The organism is Kerstersia similis, assembly GCF_965139615.1.
Taxonomy (GTDB): Bacteria; Pseudomonadota; Gammaproteobacteria; order Burkholderiales; family Burkholderiaceae_B; genus Kerstersia; species Kerstersia similis.
On sequence record NZ_CBCSIQ010000004.1, the window covers coordinates 71,221 to 90,328 of the forward strand.

The 19,108-nt window shown below is 60.5% G+C and carries 17 protein-coding genes; 11 read left to right on the forward strand and 6 right to left on the reverse strand.

Translation table 11 applies throughout. From position 1 onward, the window contains the following. Nucleotides 1-49: 49 nt before the first annotated feature. On the reverse strand, nt 50-865 hold the full coding sequence (locus tag ACNA1V_RS03940) for a surface lipoprotein assembly modifier (RefSeq protein ID WP_415832280.1): 816 nt from the start codon (nt 863-865) through the stop codon (nt 50-52). A gap of 423 nt (nt 866-1,288) precedes the next feature. Further along, nucleotides 1,289-4,708 (reverse strand): TonB-dependent receptor, encoded by a 3,420-nt coding sequence (locus ACNA1V_RS03945; RefSeq protein WP_415832281.1) that lies wholly within the window; start codon nt 4,706-4,708, stop codon nt 1,289-1,291. A 275-nt stretch (nt 4,709-4,983) separates the two neighbouring features. Here ACNA1V_RS03945 and ACNA1V_RS03950 point away from each other — a divergent pair, with 275 nt between their 5' ends. Then, nucleotides 4,984-5,208, forward strand: a complete 225-nt coding sequence (locus tag ACNA1V_RS03950; protein WP_415832282.1) for a hypothetical protein — start codon at nt 4,984-4,986, stop codon at nt 5,206-5,208. Nucleotides 5,209-5,360: 152 nt separating this feature from the next. Here ACNA1V_RS03950 and ACNA1V_RS03955 read toward each other — a convergent pair whose 3' ends face one another. Further along, nucleotides 5,361-5,918, reverse strand: a complete 558-nt coding sequence (locus ACNA1V_RS03955) for a DsbA family protein (protein WP_415832283.1) — start codon at nt 5,916-5,918, stop codon at nt 5,361-5,363. A gap of 268 nt (nt 5,919-6,186) precedes the next feature. Between ACNA1V_RS03955 and ACNA1V_RS03960 the strand changes: the two genes are divergently transcribed. From ACNA1V_RS03960 to ACNA1V_RS04005, 10 genes are all read left to right on the forward strand, one after another. Then, nucleotides 6,187-6,723: a TRAP transporter small permease gene (locus ACNA1V_RS03960; RefSeq protein ID WP_415832284.1), complete on the forward strand. Its 537-nt coding sequence runs from the start codon at nt 6,187-6,189 to the stop codon at nt 6,721-6,723. A 30-nt stretch (nt 6,724-6,753) separates the two neighbouring features. Next, entirely contained in the window at nt 6,754-8,034 is a 1,281-nt protein-coding gene (locus ACNA1V_RS03965) for a TRAP transporter large permease subunit (protein WP_415832285.1), read from the forward strand. A gap of 24 nt (nt 8,035-8,058) precedes the next feature. Further along, nucleotides 8,059-8,748, forward strand: coding sequence for a GntR family transcriptional regulator (locus ACNA1V_RS03970; protein ID WP_415832286.1), 690 nt, complete (start codon nt 8,059-8,061; stop codon nt 8,746-8,748). A 147-nt stretch (nt 8,749-8,895) separates the two neighbouring features. Further along, nucleotides 8,896-9,807 carry a fumarylacetoacetate hydrolase family protein gene (locus ACNA1V_RS03975; RefSeq protein WP_415832287.1) on the forward strand — a complete coding sequence of 304 codons (912 nt, stop codon included), beginning with the start codon at nt 8,896-8,898 and terminating at the stop codon, nt 9,805-9,807. Between the two features lie 55 nt (nt 9,808-9,862). Then, on the forward strand, nt 9,863-10,264 hold the full coding sequence (locus tag ACNA1V_RS03980; RefSeq protein WP_415832288.1) for a cupin domain-containing protein: 402 nt from the start codon (nt 9,863-9,865) through the stop codon (nt 10,262-10,264). Between the two features lie 111 nt (nt 10,265-10,375). Beyond that, complete coding sequence (locus ACNA1V_RS03985) at nt 10,376-11,425, forward strand: TRAP transporter substrate-binding protein (protein ID WP_415832289.1); 1,050 nt, start codon at nt 10,376-10,378, stop codon at nt 11,423-11,425. Nucleotides 11,426-11,554: 129 nt separating this feature from the next. Then, nucleotides 11,555-12,304, forward strand: coding sequence for an SDR family NAD(P)-dependent oxidoreductase (locus ACNA1V_RS03990; protein ID WP_415832290.1), 750 nt, complete (start codon nt 11,555-11,557; stop codon nt 12,302-12,304). Nucleotides 12,305-12,333: 29 nt separating this feature from the next. Beyond that, nucleotides 12,334-13,158 carry an SDR family oxidoreductase gene (locus ACNA1V_RS03995; RefSeq protein ID WP_415832291.1) on the forward strand — a complete coding sequence of 275 codons (825 nt, stop codon included), beginning with the start codon at nt 12,334-12,336 and terminating at the stop codon, nt 13,156-13,158. 10 nt (nt 13,159-13,168) lie between these two features. After that, on the forward strand, nt 13,169-13,951 hold the full coding sequence (locus ACNA1V_RS04000; RefSeq protein WP_415832292.1) for an SDR family NAD(P)-dependent oxidoreductase: 783 nt from the start codon (nt 13,169-13,171) through the stop codon (nt 13,949-13,951). A 43-nt stretch (nt 13,952-13,994) separates the two neighbouring features. Continuing rightward, entirely contained in the window at nt 13,995-14,297 is a 303-nt protein-coding gene (locus tag ACNA1V_RS04005) for a Dabb family protein (RefSeq protein WP_415832293.1), read from the forward strand. A gap of 12 nt (nt 14,298-14,309) precedes the next feature. Here ACNA1V_RS04005 and ACNA1V_RS04010 read toward each other — a convergent pair whose 3' ends face one another. The 3 genes from ACNA1V_RS04010 to ACNA1V_RS04020 all read right to left on the reverse strand — a co-directional run bounded on the left by ACNA1V_RS04010 (nt 14,310) and on the right by ACNA1V_RS04020 (nt 18,870). Then, a complete protein-coding gene (locus tag ACNA1V_RS04010; RefSeq protein ID WP_415832294.1) occupies nt 14,310-15,659 on the reverse strand; it encodes a DUF1329 domain-containing protein in 1,350 nt (449 codons plus the stop codon). Nucleotides 15,660-15,688: 29 nt separating this feature from the next. Continuing rightward, the gene (locus ACNA1V_RS04015) at nt 15,689-17,326 is read right to left on the reverse strand and encodes a DUF1302 domain-containing protein (RefSeq protein WP_415832295.1); all 1,638 of its coding nucleotides are present in this window, start codon (nt 17,324-17,326) and stop codon (nt 15,689-15,691) included. Between the two features lie 398 nt (nt 17,327-17,724). Continuing rightward, a complete protein-coding gene (locus ACNA1V_RS04020; protein ID WP_415832296.1) occupies nt 17,725-18,870 on the reverse strand; it encodes a helix-turn-helix transcriptional regulator in 1,146 nt (381 codons plus the stop codon). Nucleotides 18,871-19,108 lie beyond the last annotated feature (238 nt).

Here is a 19,108-nt window from a genome sequence, read left to right on the forward strand (position 1 = left end):
CGGGGCGCAGCAGGGGGGCAGGGAAAGGGGAAGCGGGTCATCATGACGGTCAGAATTGTTTTTCGAATTTCAGGGAAACTTCGTTCTGGTGGTAGTCGAGCATCCAGTCGATGGAGCTGCGCAGGCGGGTGTGCTTGAAACTCAGGACTGGGGTGAAGCCGGCCAGCACCAGGGCATCGGCCTTGAGCGTGGCGATATAAATGCGTTCCTTGTCGTAGTGTTCTGCACTCAGGAACGGTCCATCGAAGCGCCGGTTGCGCTGCATGCCCATCAGGGTGGTGCTGAAACTGTTGCCGAACTGCTGGTACAAACCCAGGCGCGCGCCTTTCTGGCGGTAGCTGTCAGTCGGGCTGTTGTCAGTTTTGAAACGTGTATAGTCCACGCCGCCAAATAGCAATGTGTTGGGGGTGAAGGAGTAATAGCCTTGCAGGCCGACATACGCCTGGCGGCCGTCCATGCGCTGGGCGATGTTCTGATCGGTGTAGCGGCGCAGCTTGTGTTCGGCCTGCAGGCTCAGGTTGGCGCGCGGCAGGAAGTTGTGCCCCCATTCGCCGCGCAGGCCATAGACGCGGTAATCGGTACTGGCATCCTGGCGGTGCAACTCGCCGACCAGCAGGCCGGCCAGTGTGTCGCGCGCGCTCTGGTAGGCGTAGCCCGTATGGACGGAAACGTGGTCGTCCGAATATTCCCGGTAGTTGCTGTAGTGCTGGCCATAGGCACTGCTGCGGAATGTCAGGTAATGGTGGCTGCGCAGTTGCCAGTTCTTGTTGGCGCTGAATTCGTAGGCGGGGCCTCGGGCGCGGATGGGCTTGGGAAGACGGGTGACGATCAGCAGAAAGGGCGGATCGCCGCCGGGGTTGGACATTAACTGGAAAATTTGTTTGCATTGTTCTTGCTCATAGCTCCATTCTCTCAAGAGTTAGAGCCTCCGCAAAACCCGGGGCGGTGCATACCGTCGATGGAGTCTCCACCTTGTACGTTGTAAGGATTGGATTGGGCAGAGGCACCAGCACCTGCGCAAACGAGAACGATAGCAGCGAAGATAACGGACTTTTTCATGCTGTTCACCTTGAAAAGGTAGATTGGGAAACTGGCGTTGGCCAGGTACAGCAGGCAGCGTGTGTCATGGTGCGGCTCCATTCGAAAATCCAGCGTGAACAAGGTACGGGTCTGTCGTTGGCAGCGTTTCTTCCGTGTCTGGATGAAACGCTGCATGGTGTAGCGTGTGGCCTGGTGTGTTGGTCAAGGCATCTTAAAAACCGGGTGCGTTTTTCATTGGCATGTCCGTTCAGAATTTCATCGTGGCGCTGAGCCTGACGGCACGGCCAGGTGCGGGCATCATGGTGCGTGTCAGCGGGTCCAGGTAGTAGCGGTCGGTCAGGTTGGTGCCGACGACTTCCATGGCGTAGTGATCGTTGAAGCGGTAGCGCACATAGGCGTCGAAGACGGCGACCGGGTGCCACTGGATCGGGCGGTTGCCGGCCGACACTTCCGGCCAGCGCGCGCCTTCGATATTGGCAAACTCGGCTTCCTGGGTCTGGTTGCGGCTGCTGTGGTAGGTCAGGCGGCCGCCCACTTCCAGGTCGTCGTTGAACCAGCGCGTGCCCAGGTCGGTGGTGATGGAGTAGCGCGGCCCGACCATGCTGCGCAGGAAGCCGGTGGGGAAACCGCCTTCTATACATTCGGGAATACGGCCATAGAGCGGGTCCAGCGCCAGGGCTTCGCCTTTGTCGCAGACTTCCTGGCTGAGGTTGTAATTGCCGCCAACGTTGAAGAACCAGCGGCCGGTGTCCAGGCGCCCTTGCAGTTCCAGGCCCGAGGTTTTCATCTTATCGAACTGCCAGAACAGGTTGTCGTCGATACGGTCGATGATGTTCTTGACGGTGGTGTGGTAATAGGAAAAGCGGATGTCCGCATGCCGCGCCGATGGCAGGTAGGAGGTCAGGTTGTGGGCGTAGCCGACTTCGATGTTGGTGGCGCGCTCAGGCTTGAAACTGTTGACGAAGGGCGCACCAATGTCTGCCGCGCCTTTGGAGAAGCCCGAGGTATCTTCAAAAATGCTGGGCATGCGCACGCTTTGCGCGTAGCGGCTGTAGATGCGGCTGTTCTCGGTCAGGCGGGCGCTGACGGAAAAAACAGGTGCCCAGGCATGGCGTTTTTTATTCTTTTCTATCAGCGCTTTCAGCTCTTCCGGGTTGGTTAAACGGACAGATTTTCTGGCGTGCCGGAATGCTGCGATTTGTTGTTGCAACTGTTTGACAGTAATCGGTGCGGCGTCTGGATTCAGTGGGTCGGCGTAGTACTCGATGGTGCCGTTATCCGGGTCGTAAGTGCCGTTGGTAAATGGGTTTTCTTCTGCAAGGAATTTATACCCTTCAGTACTGCGCTTCCACTCGATAGGGACATGGGCGACCCAGATTGCCTGGCCACTCAGAGTGTCTGTCACCTGTTTGACTTCGTAGGGATTGCCCTGGTGTCCAAAAACATCTTCAGTATCAGGATATTTGGCGCGCAATGCCTCACGGAGTTTGTTGCTGGCTTCGGTTGCAATGGCAATATTGCCTTCAGCACGCGCTTTTTCTTCCAGGGCTTTCAGCGTGCTCATTTCCTTATCCAAAGGGACAAGCCAGGAAGAGAACAGGCCAGTGCTGTAGTTTTTGAATTCCCCGATGCCGGTCCAGCTCTGATTCGCCAGCATGTTGTCCACTTCAAAATCCGTGGAGGCATAGCTCACATACCGGGCGCCAGCATTGACGTCCAGCCAGGATAGCGGCTGCCAGTTGAAGTTGAAGCCGAACTTGGATTCACGACGCTTGCCGTCGCGTGGGCGGGCCTCGAATTCACCACCATGGGTGTAGTAGTTGTAGTGAGGGTCGGGTTTGAGCCGTTCATGCTGGAAATCGGCGCTCAGCAGCAGGCTGAGGTTGTCGCGCAGGGTGATGTTGTTGTCCAGGCGGATACCGATGCGGTTTTCGGTGGAACGCATCTTTGACTTATTGACGAGGCGGCCATCTATGTTCGGGTTGGGTAGAACGGGTGTGCCGGTGTAAGGCGTACCGGTATTGCTTTCGTGATATTCCTTGGAGCGCTGATAGGCATTCCAGGCATCATCCTGTTCATAGGGCTCCACCGCGTAGCCGCCGGAACTGTTTGTATCCGATTTGGTACGCGTCGCCCAGATCTGCGCTTTCAGGTCTATCCAGCGGTTGTTGTCGGGGTTCCAGGCGTAGTCCAGGCTGAAGGCCTGCTGGTCCACTTCCGCCAGCGGCCACTGCGGCAGGCCGCCGTCTTTTTCCAGCTGCGCCCAGTTCAGGCGCGAGGGCATGATTTCGCCGTTTTCGATGATGGTCTTGCGGTAGCTCAGGCCCAGGCGCTGTTCATGCGGCATCAGCAGGTTGGCTTTCAGCAGGAAGGAGGTGGTGTCCATCGAGGTGTTCATGACCTCGGTGCCCGGTAGCGCCACGCGAGCGATGAAGGGGGCGAAGGGGCTGCGCCAGGGGTTCAGCGAGGTACTGGTGTTCGGGGCAGCATCCATGTACTTGTCGGCGCCCTTGGTGCCCGAGTAATAGTTGCCGCGCCGGCGCACGGCAGTGGCCGCCAGGACTTCGAATTTTTCTCCTTGCCAGGCCAGCGCCAGCCGGGCGGCGGCATCTTCCATGTTGAAGCCGCTGCGGCCGCTGCGCTTGGCATCGCTGGTCAGGTTGGTCCATTTCCAGCTTGAAACAAAGGTTTCCCAATGTCTGTGTGCGCCTGGGATGTCTCGATAGTCCGTGCCGTAGATGCTGTCGTTGATGCGCGGCTTGGTGGCGTTGTTGCCGGTTTCCAGTTTGAGCTCGGCGCCGAAGGATTGGCCATCCTTGATGATGTCGTCAGCGCGCAGCGTGGTGATGGCAATGCCGCCGCCTATGCCGCCGTGCGGCATGTCACGGCTGAGCGTCGGGCCTTTTTCGATGGCGACGGAACTGATCAGTGCGGGGTCGATGTAGTTGCGGTTGTTGGCGCCGAAATAGCCGCGATAGACAGTGACGGCCTGTTCCGTGCCGTCCACGGCAACCGGCACGCGGCCCTGGCCCTGGATATTGCGGATATTCGGGTCCAGGGCGGCGCTGTTGCGGGCTTCGCCGCTGAAGACCCCAGGCGCGCCCTGGAAGATGTCTGCCGGCGAGGTGGCGCGGTAGGTATCCAGGTAGGCGCGGTCCAGGTAGATATTGGTTATGTCCTTGTCATAGACATTCTGGTGGCCCTGGTCGTGGCGGTTGGCGCCGATGACCGTGACTTCTTCCAGGGTGGTGACGGCGTTGTGGCCTTGCTCGCTGGGTTTGATGATGGTGAGGACATCCGGCCCGCTGGCCATGGCCTGCAGGCCGCTGTTGGCCAGCGCACGGCTGACGGCCTGCTGCGGGGTCATGGCGCCACTGATGGCAGGCGCCTGCAGATTGGCCAGTATTTCGCCATTGGCAAATATCTGGATGCCGCTGAGGCGGGAAATCTCGGTCAGGGTATCCGTCAGTGGCTGGGCGGGCAGCGAGAGTTCCAGGGTGCCATGGATGACCGTACTGTCTTGCGCATGGGCAGTGGAAGGCAGGGTATGGCTGCCCAGCAGTGCGGCGATGGCAAGGGAAATAAGCGTGTGGCGGAAAGCCGGGATCGAAGGTGATACCCGGACCGACGAACGGCTTGCCGGCTGGCTGTATTTCCTGTGTGACATGTTTTTATTGTTTCCTGGCGTAAGCATGGGAGAGACCCGGGCAAGTCGAAAAGCGTCAATCCCGAAAGTGTCAAAGTTCAAAGTCAGGGATGCAAATCTTAAAGAAATTCATTCTTTTTTATTGCCCATCTGTAGCAGAAGACGGATAGCGATAAAAAATGGAGACACTTCAGAAGGAATTGATGCGCGGCATACTGTTTTTTTATATGTTTTGTTTTTCTAAACTAATGTGCCAAGCCTTGAGGGGGGGCAGTGCAACACAGTTACGCACGACGGTGATTGATTCGATATTTAGGTATATCGAGGGAGGGTGTTCGATATCAGGGGAGGAAGGTTCGACCGGCGGCGAAGGCACGGGCAATCCTGGCGGCAATGAGTCTGGCACTGAAAATACCGAAGGCCAGGAAGCTTCGTCCGGTGGTGGCGGTGGTGCCGTCGCTTTGTTGTTGCTGCCCTTGGCCTGGTTCGGCCAGCGTCGTTACCGCATGAAGCGCGCCTGAGCGCCAAAACTGTTTGCGGTACCGGATCCCGGGTACCGCGTACGCGGGATCGCGGCTGGCACATCGCTGCTGGCACGTGTCAGCTGCCACAGACGCCGATGAGGGAAGTGTGACGCGGGATGCCGCCTGTGAGGCGGCATCCTTTTTTGTGCTCAGCCCAGCAGCGCCTGGACCCAATCTTCCACCGGGTCACCGCTGCCCAGTTTGGGCTGGATCAGTCCATCCACCATGAAAGTGGGGGAGACATGGATGCCGTTCTGGCGCGCATATTTGGCGTGCCATTTGATTTCGGCTTCCAGTTCCGGGGATTCGAAAGCCTCGGCCAGCGTCAGGCCGCTGTAGGCTTCGATGCGCCGGATGATGTCGCGCGGCGTGGCGTCCATGTTCGGCCCCTTGCAGTGGCCTTCGAATTCGAATTCCTCACGGTGTTCGCCGACGACCTGTAGCACGCGTTTGGCGTTGTCGCGTCCGCCTTCCAGCAGGGAGGCGGCAAGAATGCAGCGGGTGATCACACCCGAATACATATGCCAGGGCTGCGATTGCAGCCGGAGTTTCACCGTGACCCGGTCTGCGCCCGCCTGGGCCAGCAGCGCATCCATCTTGTTGAACGCCCGGACTGAAAAAGGGCAGGTGGGTTCCAGGAACATTTCAAAAATCTTGTCGCCATGGCCCCAGAAGAGCGGGTCGGCCTTGCGTGCGGCTTGTGTCATGAATGGATTTCCTTGGTGTTGAAACGTCGGGGGCAATCTTGCGCCAGATCGGCCGGGCTGCCAAGCGCCGGTCTGGTTTAGTCATGTGGCAAGTATCTCCCCGGAAACCCTGAACAGGAAAACCCCGATTCCATTTATGCATACGGAAAATAAAATGGCACACAGAAAATAGATTTTGTATGCAAAACATAAAAACGGAGTACAGAAACGTGATTTGCACACGAGGAAGGCGGCAGCAGTCCGCCGGATGGACGACAGGGAGAGACAAATGAATCGGGTACTGGATGTCTATTGCCGCGTGCTGTCGGCAATCTGTGCGCTGTTGATGGCGGCGATGGTGGTGCTGGTATTTGGCAATGTGGTGCTGCGTTACGTGTTCAGCACCGGCTGGCTGATTTCAGAGGAAATTTCGCGCTGGATGTTCGTGTGGATGGTCTTCATCGGCAGCATTGTCGCGTTGCGCGAAAACGCCCATCTGGGTACCGATATGGTGGTGGTGCGCCTGCCGCCCCGCGCACGGCGGGTCTGTACCGTAGCGGCACAGCTCATCATGCTCTATATCAGCTGGCTGATGCTGTCTGGCAGCTGGAGCCAGGTTGAAATCAATGCCGGAACCGAGGCGCCGGTGAGCGGCTTGCCTTTGTCATTCCTGTACTTCTGCGGGGTGGTATTTGCCGTCTCCACGTTGATCATCCTGTTTTACGAGTTGTGGATGAATCTGAGCGGGCGGCGGGGAGGCGGAGCGTTGATGGTGCAGGAATGCGCCGACATCGAACCTGCCAGGCCTGATACCCGCCGCGATTGACGCGCTGCATACCGAGTTCCGGAGAATCCTATGACTGTCTATATTTTCGTCGGCGCATTGCTGGCCGGCATGGCCATCGGCATGCCCATCGCCTACGCGCTGCTGCTCTCTGGCGTGGCCTTGATGTGGCACCTGGATGTGTTCGACGCACAGATCCTGGCGCAGAACGTCATCAATGGCGCCGATAGTTTTCCGCTGCTGGCCGTTCCGTTTTTCATGCTGGCTGGCGAGATCATGAATGTCGGGGGGTTGTCACGCCGTATCGTGGCGCTGGCCATTGCCCTGGTCGGGCATATGCGCGGCGGCCTGGGCTTTGTCGCCATCATTGCGGCCTGCCTGATGGCGGCGTTGTCCGGCTCGGCGGTGGCCGATACGGCAGCCTTGGCGGCCTTGCTGCTGCCGATGATGGTCAAGGCCGGCCACGACAAGGCCAAGGCGGGCGGCCTGATTGCATCTGCCGGCATCATTGCGCCGGTGATTCCGCCTTCCATCGGTTTCGTGGTGTTCGGCGTGGCTGCCAATGTGTCCATCGGCAAACTGTTCCTGGCTGGCATCGTGCCGGGGCTGCTGATGGGCGTCGCGATTGCCGTTGCCTGGTGGTTCGTGGCCTCGCGTGAGTCCGTCACGCTGCCTCCGCCGTCCAGCCTGCGCCAGAAACTGGTGGCTTTCAAGGAATCGCTGTGGGCGCTGGGTTTGCCGGTGATCGTGTTGTTCGGTTTGCGTTTCGGTATCTTCACGCCGACCGAGGCTGCGGTGGTGGCGGCCGTCTATGCGCTGCTGGTCGCAACCATCGTCTATCGGGAAATGAGCCTGCGCCAGCTTTATGACGTCTTTGTCTCGGCGTCGCGTATCACGGCGGTGATCATGTTCCTGGTGGCGGCATCCATGGTGTCGGCCTGGCTGATTACGATCGCCGATATTCCTGCGCAAGTGATAGGCCTGCTGCAACCCTTCATGGACAATCCGACCTTGCTGCTGATTGTGATCATGCTGCTGGTGATGGTGGTCGGGACGGCCATGGATATGATGCCCACCGTGCTGATCCTGACGCCCATCCTGATGCCCGTCATCAAGAGCGCTGGCATTGATCCGGTCTATTTCGGCGTGCTGTTCATCATGAATAATGCCATCGGCCTGGTGACGCCGCCGGTGGGGTCCGTACTCAATGTGGTGGCCGGGGTCGGCAAGATGCGCCTGGACGAAGTTGCGCGCGGTGTCCTGCCCTTCATGTTCGCCCAGTTTGCCGTCATGTTCCTGCTGGTGCTGTTTCCGTCCATCGTGATGGTGCCGCTGAACTTCCTGACACGTTGAACCCTTTTCCGATTGCTTCCTACCATGACAAGTAAACCGTCGCCCAAGAACACCAGCCAGGATATTTTCGAGGCGGTCAGCACGCACCTCAACGAGCTGCGCGCCCAGATTACCGAGCCTGTGCGAGTGCGTGAAGAAGACCTGGCCAACCGGCTGGGCGTGAGCCGCACACCGGTGCGTGAGGCTTTGATCCGGCTCGACAGCACTGGCCTGATCAGCTTGCGCCCAGGGCGTGGCGCCTTGCTGCAGCCGGTCAGCGACAAGGACTATATGGAATGGCTGCAGTTGCGTGAGCAGCTCGAAGGCTTCGCCGCACGCGAGGCCGCGCTCAATGCTTCCAAGCGCGATGTGATGGGTTTGCGGGCCCTGTTCGCGCCGTTCCTGGAACCGGGCGCGGCGGAGGCGGCCCCCGAACGCTATTCGCAAGCCAATGTGAGCTTCCATAAAGAAATTTTCAGGCTGGCCAATAACCATCTGCTGGAACGGGTCTGGGCGTCGTTCGGCCACCGCCAGACCAGCTACCGGCGCCGCACCATTGCACGTTTGCATCGTGCCGAAGATTCATTGCGCGAGCACCTGGAAATCATTCAGGCCATCGAGGATGGCGACGCTGAAAAAGCTGCCGCGCTGGCGCGCGCCCATGTCCGGGCGCTGTTCATCGCGGTTGAGCAGGAATCCGAGCGCGAGCCGGAGAGTGAGCACCGTGCCATTTGATGCTGAGTTCATGCGAGGGGCGTCATGTGCCCCCTCGGGTTCAGCGAGGGCTCGCCGGGCCGCTCAGGAGAAGGAATCGCAGGAGCGTCATTGACGGCCGGCTGGGCGCCGGTTCGGGATGAACGAAATTTTTCAAGGGGTAGTGCTATGAAATTTCTTAACTTTCGGCTGGATGGCGGGACGCATCTGGGCGTCATGCTGGGCGAGACCCATGTGCTGGATGTCAGTATGGCCTGGCCAGCAGGGGCAGCGGGGCCAGCGCCAGATTCCGTCGATGCCTTGATTCTGGCTGGCGACGCTGCGCTGGAGGTTGTGCGCCAGCTGCTTTGGGAGCATGACATGCAGGAGGCCAGCAACGTGCATCGCTACGATGCGTTGGAAATACTGCCTCCGGCAGATCCGCGGGGACGAAACATTTTCAATGTGGGCCGCAATTATCGCGAGCACATTATTGAAGGCAATCTGGCCAACGGACGTCCGGCCGATGCCTTTCCCACGGCGATCGAGTTCTTCACCAAGCCACGCACGGCGCTGGCGGCGCACGGCGGCCAGGTGTTGCGGCATGCGGGTTTGACCGCGAGCCTGGATTATGAGGTGGAGCTGGCCATCGTCATCGGCCGCGGCGGGCGAGATATCCCGGCAGCCGAAGCTTTGCAGCATGTGTTTGGCTACACCATTCTGAATGACATTACGGCGCGCGACCTGCAACGCCTGCATGGGCAGTGGTTCAAGGGCAAGAGCCTGGATACCAGCTGTCCGCTGGGGCCGGTCGTGGTGCATGCCAGCGCGATTGCGGATCCGGACGCCTTGATGCTGGAACTGGATGTCGATGGCGAATTGCGTCAGCGCGATAGCACGGCTTCCATGATTTTCAGTATTGCGACCATCGTGTCGTCGCTATCCGAAGGCATGACGCTTCTGCCGGGGGATGTGATTGCGACCGGCACCCCCAAGGGCGTCGGCTTCGCCATGCGGCCGCAGCGTTGTTTGCAGGCGGGGCAAACCGTGCGTGCCCGCATCGAAGGCATAGGCGAACTGGTCAATACCGTGGTGGATTGACGGTCGCGCGCGCATCCCGCGTTTTCAAAAGAGAAGAACCCATAAGGAGACAAACATGGCTTTGAATACCCCCCACCTTCCCAATGCCGAGCGCTATGGTCCGCTGGATTCACGCAACATGGCTGTGGACGAACTGCCCTGGAAGGCGACGCCCACACCAGGCATAGATATGAAGATCCTGATGCAGGACGAGGAAACCGGTTTATTGACAGCATTGTTCCGCTGGCAGCCGGGCAGCGTACTGGGGTTGCATGAACATGTGGAAGTCGAACAAAGCTATGTGCTGGAGGGCGAGTTCGAGGATGAGGACGGTGTGTACCGGGCGGGGAACTTCGTCTGGCGTCCGAAGGGGCATCGACATATCGCACGCTCACCCAAGGGGGCGCTGGTGCTCTGTTTCTTCCTGAAGCCCAATAAGTTTATCGGGGGGGAACTGGCGGGTACGGAACTGAAATGAGGTGCAGGGCAAACCGCTGCGGCAGTGTGGTGGTGTGGTACAGGCAGGCTTAGTTCACAGGCGTAGTTCCATTAAAAAAATACTGGTTCATCCACCAGGCAGGAGACAAACATGAAAACTCGCAATCTTCTCAAGGCAGGTGCCGGCCTCAGCCGCGGTGCTGTGCTGTGTGCAGCCGCCATGCTGGCATGGAGCGCCACATCAGCGCAGGCGGCAGACATCCGTGACCAGCGGGTCAAGTTCAGCTATCCCGTGGCACAGGACAACCCCGTTGGCATCGCGGTGGATCATTACGCGAAGCTGGTGGAACAAAAAAGCGGTGGGCGCATCAAGGTGACGGGCTATCCCAACGCCACGCTGGGCAATGAAATCCAGGCAATGTCGTCCGCGCAGGGGGGCATTCTGGAAATGACGGTAGTGTCCACGGCAGGGGCGGCCGGCAATGTCAAGGAACTGGCGATTTTCGATCTGCCTTTCATTTTCCAGAGCCCGGAGGAAGCGGATGCAGTCATTGACAGCGAAGTCGGCCAGCAGTTGCTCGACAAGTTCTCGGACAAGGGGCTGGTCGGCATGTGCTACCTGGATTACGGCTTCCGCCAGGTGACCAACAGCAAGCACCCGATTGCCAAGCTGGACGATTTCCGCAACCTGAAAATCCGCACCCTGCAGAATCGGGTCTATATCGACATTTTCAAGGCTTTGGGCGCGACGCCGTTGCCGCTGCCTTATCCGGAAACCTATACGGCCCTGGAAACCAAGGCGATCGACGGGCAGGAGAGTTCATTCCTGGTGACAAAATCGAGCTCCTACCAGGACATTCAAAAGTACCTCAGCGAAACGCGCCACGTTTATCTGCCGGCGGTGGTGATGGCGAGCAAGAAGTTCTGGGACAAGCTGAACGACGAGGAGCGCGGTGTGCTGCAGTCGGCGTGTGTGGAAACCCAGGCGTTTCACCGTGACCTGAGCCGCAAGATGGAAGCGGATGTGGTCAAGGAGCTGACGGACGCAGGCATGGTATTCAATGCCATCAGCCCTGAGGAACATGCCCGCATGGTGGAGGTCACCGCGCCCGTGATCCAGAAGTACAAGCCTGAGCTGGGCGATGCGCTGGTGGATCGGACGCTGGAAATCATCACCGAGGCTCGCAGCAAGGCCAACTGAGTGTCGGGCAGCGCGTCAGGGCGCTGCCATTCCGATTGAAGGCAAGCCTGCGGGCGATCAAGGCATGCCGGCCTAGTGGGGCTGGCATGTGCTTGGTGCCTGCTGGCATCAGCGAGGGAGTGACTGGTGATGGATGTGGAACGACTGCCGTATGACCTCAGTGGTCAGCGGATATTGGTGACGGGAGCCTGCGGCGGAATTGGTCAGGCGACGGCACGCTTGTGCGCCCGGCTGGGGGCGGAATTGATTCTGACCGATTGTGTGGCGCCTGATGGCAGCTTGCTGGAGACCCTGGCGTGCAGCGATGGCCGTGACCATCATTTCGTGCTGTGCGATGTGCGTGATCGGGATGCGGTGGAAGCGCTGTGCCTGGCTCAGGGACCCATCCAGGCAGCGGTTCTCAACGCAGGCATTTATGCCTTGATGGATTGGGACGAGGCGGATTGGGATGAGGTGCTGGCTGACACCATGGATATCAATCTGGCCGGGCCAGTGAACTTCGCCCGGGCGTTGCTGCCGGGCATGAAAGCGGCCGGTTACGGCCGGATTGCCATGGTCGGTTCGGTGGCGGCGCATACCGGGGGGTCATTCGCCCATGCGCCGGCGCATTACGCGGCCTCAAAGGGAGCATTGCACAGTTTCACGCGCTGGCTGGCGCGCCGCGCGGCGCCGGAGGTGATGGTCAACCTGGTTGCGCCGGGGGCGATTGCCACGCGCATGGTCGCCATGGCGGATCCTGCCATGATGCAGAACGTGCCGGTGCCGCGCTTCGGGCGCCCGGAAGAGGTGGCCTGGCCCTTGGCCTTCCTGTGCTCGCCAGGGGCGAGTTTCATTTGCGGCGCGACCTTGGATGTCAATGGCGGCGCCTATCTGCGTTGAGGCGCCGCAGGCGTGGCGAAGGAGGGGGCATGAATCAGGAAATTGAAGGTGCAGAGGCTGTGGCATCGGGGCGAGCAGGCGGCGATGGCTACCAGGGCTTGCGCGTCATGATCAGCGCGGGCGGCTCGGGGATCGGCCTGGCAATTGCGCAGGCGTTTGTGCAACACGGTGCCAGGGTCCACATCAGTGATATTGCGCCGGCCGCCTTGGCCGCCGCATGCGATGCGCTGCCGGGGATAGGGGCTTGCCTGGCCGATGCCAGCGATCCGGCCGCTGTCGAGCATTGGTTTGACGTTGCCCAGACAGCGCTGGGCGGGTTGGATGTGCTGGTGAATAACGCCTGTATTGCCGGCCCGACTGCAGCCATTACCGAGATCGAACCGGCGCAGTGGGATGCTGTGATGGCGGTGAATCTGCGCAGCCAGTATTTGTGCGTCCGTCAGGCTGTCCCGGCGCTGCGGCGTTCTGGGCGTGGCGCCATCATCAACCTGAGTTCCGTGGCGGGCCGTCTGGGGTATCCGCTGCGCACGCCTTATGCTGCCTCCAAATGGGCGGTAGTGGGGCTGACGCAGAGCCTGGCGCTGGAGTTGGGCGGGGACGATATCACTGTCAATGCGATTCTGCCGGGCGTGGTCGATAGCGAACGCTCGCGTACGGTGACGGCCGCCAAAGCCCAGGCCAGGGGGATCAGCCTGGCTGAACAGGAGGCGGGCATTCTGGACAGGATTGCCCTGCATCGCAAAGTCCCCTTGCAGGATGTGGCGCAGACGGCCTTGTTCCTGGCCTCACCGGCAGGCCGCAGCTTTACCGGTCAGAACTTCAATGTCTGCGCCGGCATACAAACCTTGATTTGAGTAAGCAACCATGGATGCGAATAGCTATTTTGAGCAGACTTTCGGCCTGCAGGGCCGGGTGGCGTGCGTGACGGGCAGCGCGTCGGGACTGGGGCTGGCCATCGCCCGACACCTGGGGCGGGCCGGAGCGCGCGTGGTCATCAATGACCTGGATGCGGCACGCTGCGACGAGGCCGTTCAGGTCTTGGCGGAGCAGGGCATACAGGCGTGCGCCAGCGTATTCAACGTGGCGCTCGCCGGTGAGGTCGAAGCGGCCATCACGACGCTGGCGGCGGCTGGCTGGGCGCCGGATATCCTGGTCAGCAATGCGGGCAACCAGAACCGCAAACCCGTCGTGGAAATGACGCAGCAGGAGTGGCAGGCACTCTTCGATGTGCATGTGAACGGTGCATTCAACTGCGCCCATGCCGTGCTGCCGTACATGCAACAGCGCGGTTTCGGGCGCATTGTCATGATGTCCTCGGTAGCAGGACAAGCCTGCATGCCGGGTATTGCCGCCTATGCGTCGGCAAAGGGGGCGATTGCTGCTTTCACGCGTGCGTTGGCCGTGGAATATGGCCCGGCTGGCGTGACGGCGAATGCCTTGGCGCCTGGCTTTGTGCGTACCCGCTTCACCCAGGGCCTGCAGGAGCGGGATGGCTTCGACGATTTCCTGAAGCAGGCCGTGCCGCTGGGGCGTTGGGCCGACCCGGACGATATTGCGCCAGCGGTGGTATATCTGGCCTCTGCGGCGGGCGGATTCGTCAACGGGCAGGTGCTGGCGCTTGATGGCGGCATGCTGGCGCGCATGTAACCAGGCCCGGGCCTTCTCTACGCAGGAATGACGGAGTTTTTCAATGTATATGCATATTGTATTGATGGCCCTGGATGAGTCTGCGGATGCCGGATTTTTCGAACGGGTGGAACACTATGCGCAGCGCATCCGCCAGGAGTGCGACGGTGTGCTGCTGTATGGCCTGCATGTCAATGAAGCGGCGCGTTCCCAGGGCTATGGCTACGCCATGGTGTCGGGTTTTGTGTCCAGTCATGCCCATGAGGAATACCAGGTGAGTCCGGCCCATCAGGAAATGAAGACCTGGATGATGCCCTTCATTGAGCGTATGGTGGTATTTGACAGCCCAGTGGCAGACGCCTGCTGAGGTCATGGCGGCCTAGCGTATGCCTTCGCCTGCCATCGCATCGGGCGTGAAGACAGAGTCCGGTTGCCGCTCCCGTACCACAAACGGTGGATGGGCCGAAGTTCGGGAATTGATGCCGGAGATGAAGGCGGTTTCCGCCAGCAGATCGTGGGCGCCAAAAACAGCGGGCAGCAGCGCAGGCATGTCCGGCGCCACGACGGGCGCCACCCAGGTCATTTTCCACAACTGCCCATGGCCGTCCCAGCGCTCGCCCAGCGTGCAGATCCAGGTGTCCTCGTCGCAGTAGTAGCGGCTGCGTGGCGCCTGGTGACGCTTGCCTTCACGCAGCGTGGCGTCTATTACCCAAACTCGGTGTTTTTCCCAGCGCATGTACTCCGGTTTTACATGATGGGGCGCCATGACATCCTCGTCGGTCGCCGCGCCGAAAATGCGGTTGTTGTTGTAGGGAATGAACATCTCCTGCTTGCCCACCAGCTTCCAGTTGTAGCGGTCCAGCCGGCCGAAAAATCCGTAGGCTTCATCGACCGACGTAATGCCTCCGGTTGATGGGTCCGGCGTATCGCAACAGGGGTTGGGCAGCTTGCGCACGCGGCGCTGTCCGGTGAGATACAGCCAGACCTGGGTTTTGTCCTGGTCCAGATTTTCTATGCCCACAATGGCGTCACCGGCACGTATTGCCGGTGCGCGTGTCAGCAGGCGCAGCTTGGAAAACTCGCCGGAGTCGTAAAAGGTTTCGGGTGAGCCGTCCTGGTAATAGAACGGATATTGATAGTCGCTGGTAATGTCGGTGATCTTCACCAACTTGCCGTTGGCGGTTGCCTGGTATTGCGATGGCGAACGCTGCAAGGCCACGCCCTGCCAGCGCAACAGGTGGTTCCACATGACTTCCGTCCCGGATTGCGGAATGGGGAAGGGGACGCCGCCGAAGGCACCGCGCACATCGTCGCCTTCCAGCTGGCCACGCGTGGCATTGGCATAGGTGTTGTCGTACACCCATTGCGGCGCTGATGCCGTGCGCCGCGTGGGATAGACGTCAAGATGGAATGAGTCTGGGTATTTCTGCAGCAGGGCGCGGGTGCCTTCCGACAGCTGATTGGCGTATTCGCCCATGTTTTGCGCGTTGATCTGGTAGAGCGGCTTGTCGGCTGCAAAGGGGTCGGTGCGCGGGTCGGGCAGGGGCGTGGTGTAGCCGCCTTCCCAGGGCGGAATGGAACCGTCGGCATTGCCGGCGCGTTCGGCGCCGAAGGGCGTGAGGTCCTGCTTCAGGCGTTCGGCCTGCGCGGCATCGACACCGGCGCGTGCGCCGCTGGCCAACAGCGCCATTGTCAGGGCCAGGGGCAAGGTAGTACGCAGAAATGTCATGGCGGGAATTCCTTGTTTTCAGGGCGGGATCAGAAGGAGCGCTGTACGGACAGCGCAATGAAATCGCGGTCCTTCATGCTTTGCAGATAGGACACGCTGTTATTGACCAGATACGGGCCGGACGGGCCGAAATAATGGTTGTAGTGGGCAGTGATCTGCCAGGTGTTCAGGTAATTCATGTTCAGGCCGATATTGATGTTGCCCACGTGGTTGCCGTAGAACGAATCCACCATGGACGAGTTGCCGAACCCGATGCCCATGCCGATCGGCACGCCCACATCCAGGCCCGGCAGGACCTGGCGGTAGCGTGGTTCATAGGAAAATCGGATGTTGACTGCGTCGCGGTCAGCGTTTGGATTGAGCGCCTGGGGGTTGTGGGTGATGCTCATGCGCCGGTTGAAGGCGATTTCCCCGGAGAAATCCGATTCGCGGGCGATGAAGTTCGGTCCGAAGCTGGCCAGCCAGGACATCTGGGCGTGCAAGGTCTTGCCGATGGCATAGAGTGCATTGCCGTGGTTGTCGCCGCCGCCCATGCTGTTGTCCTGCAGGTCGCTGGACAGCGGCATGTTGTCGCGCATCGAGACTTCCGCAGCGACGTTCCAGTCGCCGAAAGACCGGCTGGCACTGGCGCCGAATGCGCGTATGCCTTCGTGGTAGGCCAGTTGGTAGAGGCCGACAAGGCCGGTATGTGGGTCGATGCCGGCCGGGTCATAGAAACGGCCGTAGAGTTGCGGCGTCTTGGCGTGGTAACGGATGGCGTACAGGCCGAAATCGCTTTCGCCGACGCGAAAACGCAGTTGTACGCCGCCTTGCCCGCCATTGCTGGGTTTCATGTCGGGGCCGCGCACCAGCCCCATGGCGCCTCCGCCGGGAATTAGGGGGCCGCCCAGTAATAGACGCTCGGCGCCTGCGCCGATGATGTCGGAGGTCGAAAAGTAGCTGCCCGAGCCCGGTAGCCGGGTTTCCTCCCAATGGAACTGGTAATAGGCGCCGACCGAAATGCGGGGGGTAATTTGCAGCTGCATGGATACCTGGGGCACGGGGCGGATGAGTTCCTTGAACTGTGTGCCGGGCACGGACAGGCCTTTGACCGCATCTATCGGCGCCTGGCCGGCGGCGATGCCGTTATCGCCGAAGTACAGGCTTTCGCCCCAGAGCAGGGAGTGGCGGCCGGCGCGAAAGGAAAGTTTGGTGCTGCCGATTTCGGTGGACCCGAAGGCGAAGGCATCGAGCAGTTCGGCCTTGCGTCCGTGCAGCTTCTCCGTGGCGCGGGTGAATTCGTAGTAGGGAACCGACAGCGCATTGGCGGTTGCCGGCGAGTGGTTGTCGTTGTCGCGGTTGTAAATGCTGTCGTACCAGGCAGCGCCGGAAACCCGCACGCCAAAGCGCTGATAGACGATATCCAGTTCGGACAACAGGTCGAAGCGCTGGGAAATGAAGCCACGCCCCAGGTTACGGTCGCCATCGTCGCCATTGACTGTATCCGGGCCGTCGATCAGCGTGGCCGAGGGATGGTGCAGCCGCACGCCGGTGCTGTACTTCAGGGTGTTGTCCCAGCGTATGCGTACGTCGGGATTGCCCGTGCCGATCTCGGCTGCCTGTGCGGGCGTGCTCATCAGCCCCGCCGCCATCATGCCTGCCAGTGGCCAGTAGGAAAGTCTGGGCATGGTCGTGGTTCCTCTTGGATGGATTGGAAATGCTCGCTTCGGCGTGCCGGCAGCCGCCGGTAGGCCTGCCAGCGCAACCAAGTATGGGAGGCGCGACCAGGACGGTCATCTTGCAAACGGTAGATAGGGTGGATACCTAATGGTTAACGTCCATGCGGCAGAACAGGCCGGTTCCAGGGCAGCGCCAGAACGTGCGGCGGCATGGCCGGGCACCCTGGACGGGAACGGCAGGCAGGGAATGGGGGGCTAAAGGCGGAGCGCAGGCAGAGAAAAAATCAGGGGAAGGCGAGAAAGGTGGGGGGGGCCACGAGCACTGACGGTGGAGGTTCTGGTTTCCTTTAGGTTGCCCTTAGGTCACCCTTCGTCAGTCCTCGGACAGCCGCAGGTCGGCGGCAGAATCAGGCGTCGGGTTCCATGTGCTGGCCCAGTACCGCCAGGTGCGCCGCTGCCGAATTCAGGACGCGTCGTACCAGGTCTGCCTGGCGTCGCGCACCGGACTTCACCAGTACCTGGTTGAGCTGGTAGCGCGCTGTGCCGACGGTGACACCTCGTTTCTGAGCATATTGCTCGACCGTCATGCCGGCGACCAGTGCGCTGGCAAGCTGGGCCTCGGCTTCGGTCAGATCAAAGAGCGCACGCAGTGCGTCTGGCGGGACCAGGCCAGTCTGGTCTTCCGTGGCAATGGAAATCAGCAGGTAGGAAGCCGACGATTCATGCGCCGGCGTGACAGGTTGCAAGGCCAGCTGCAGCCGGCCCTGGAGGGTCTCCAGCGCCAGGTAGGTGGCGCTGTCACGCTGCAGGGCTTCCTGGCAGGCTTTGGCCAGGCGTTTCTGGGTGCCTGGCAGTCCTGCGCGCAATTCACCGTTGCGTACTTGCAGGCCGGCGCTACGGTACAACAGCGTCTTGGCCTGCCGGTTGAGCCATTGCACCTGTCCTTGCGTATCGCACAGCACGAGCGCACAGGGCCAGCGCTCCAGGTGACCATCCACCAGGGTCGCGGCAAAGCGGCCCTGGGTCATGGTTTCTGACAGCTGGGTGGCCTGTACGAAATGGGGCAGCAGGGCGCTCAGCATCTGCCGCTGGGCTTCCGAATATTCATGCGGGTCTTCCGGCTCGCGAAACAGGGCGACCGTGAAATAGCGGTCTGTATCCAACGGGGCGATGGCACCGATGAAACGCCCCAGGCCGATGTCGGCAAAGCGCCGCTGCAATTGTGCACGGGCACTGTATTCAGAAGGCGAGAACAGCGTGTCGTCACTGCCCAGGCCGTCTGTGCCGGAACGCTGGCGCAGACGGCGTGCCTCCAGTCTAGGGTTGTGGTCGTCGGCAATGGCGGCCTGATAGCTATCGCTGTCGAAGCGTGAGTTGTACGACATCCAATACGGCACAGCGCGCTGGTCATCGAAGGAGACGCAGTAGACGGCTGCTGCCTTGGCTCCCAGTTCGTCGCACAGCAAGTCCAGGGCCTGGGTCCAGCACTCCGTGCGAGTACAGGAGCCGTACAGGTTGAACAACAGCGGAGCGAGAGTGGAAGCGGTGTTCATGGAAAGCGGTTGCGACAGCTGAAATTACTTTAATTCTCAAGAAACAGACCTTTATGGTCACTTGAGGATTACCCCTATGGTCGGCACGCACGCGCCGCCGCGTCCTGGCCTGGCGGTATTTGGGCATAAACCCTATCTATTGTTTTGCAGATGACGCAGGCATGGACCGTCCGGATACTGCGGGCAGCGGCCAGGGAAGGTGTTGTTCACCTCCCTGCCTTTGCAACAGCAGGCGCAA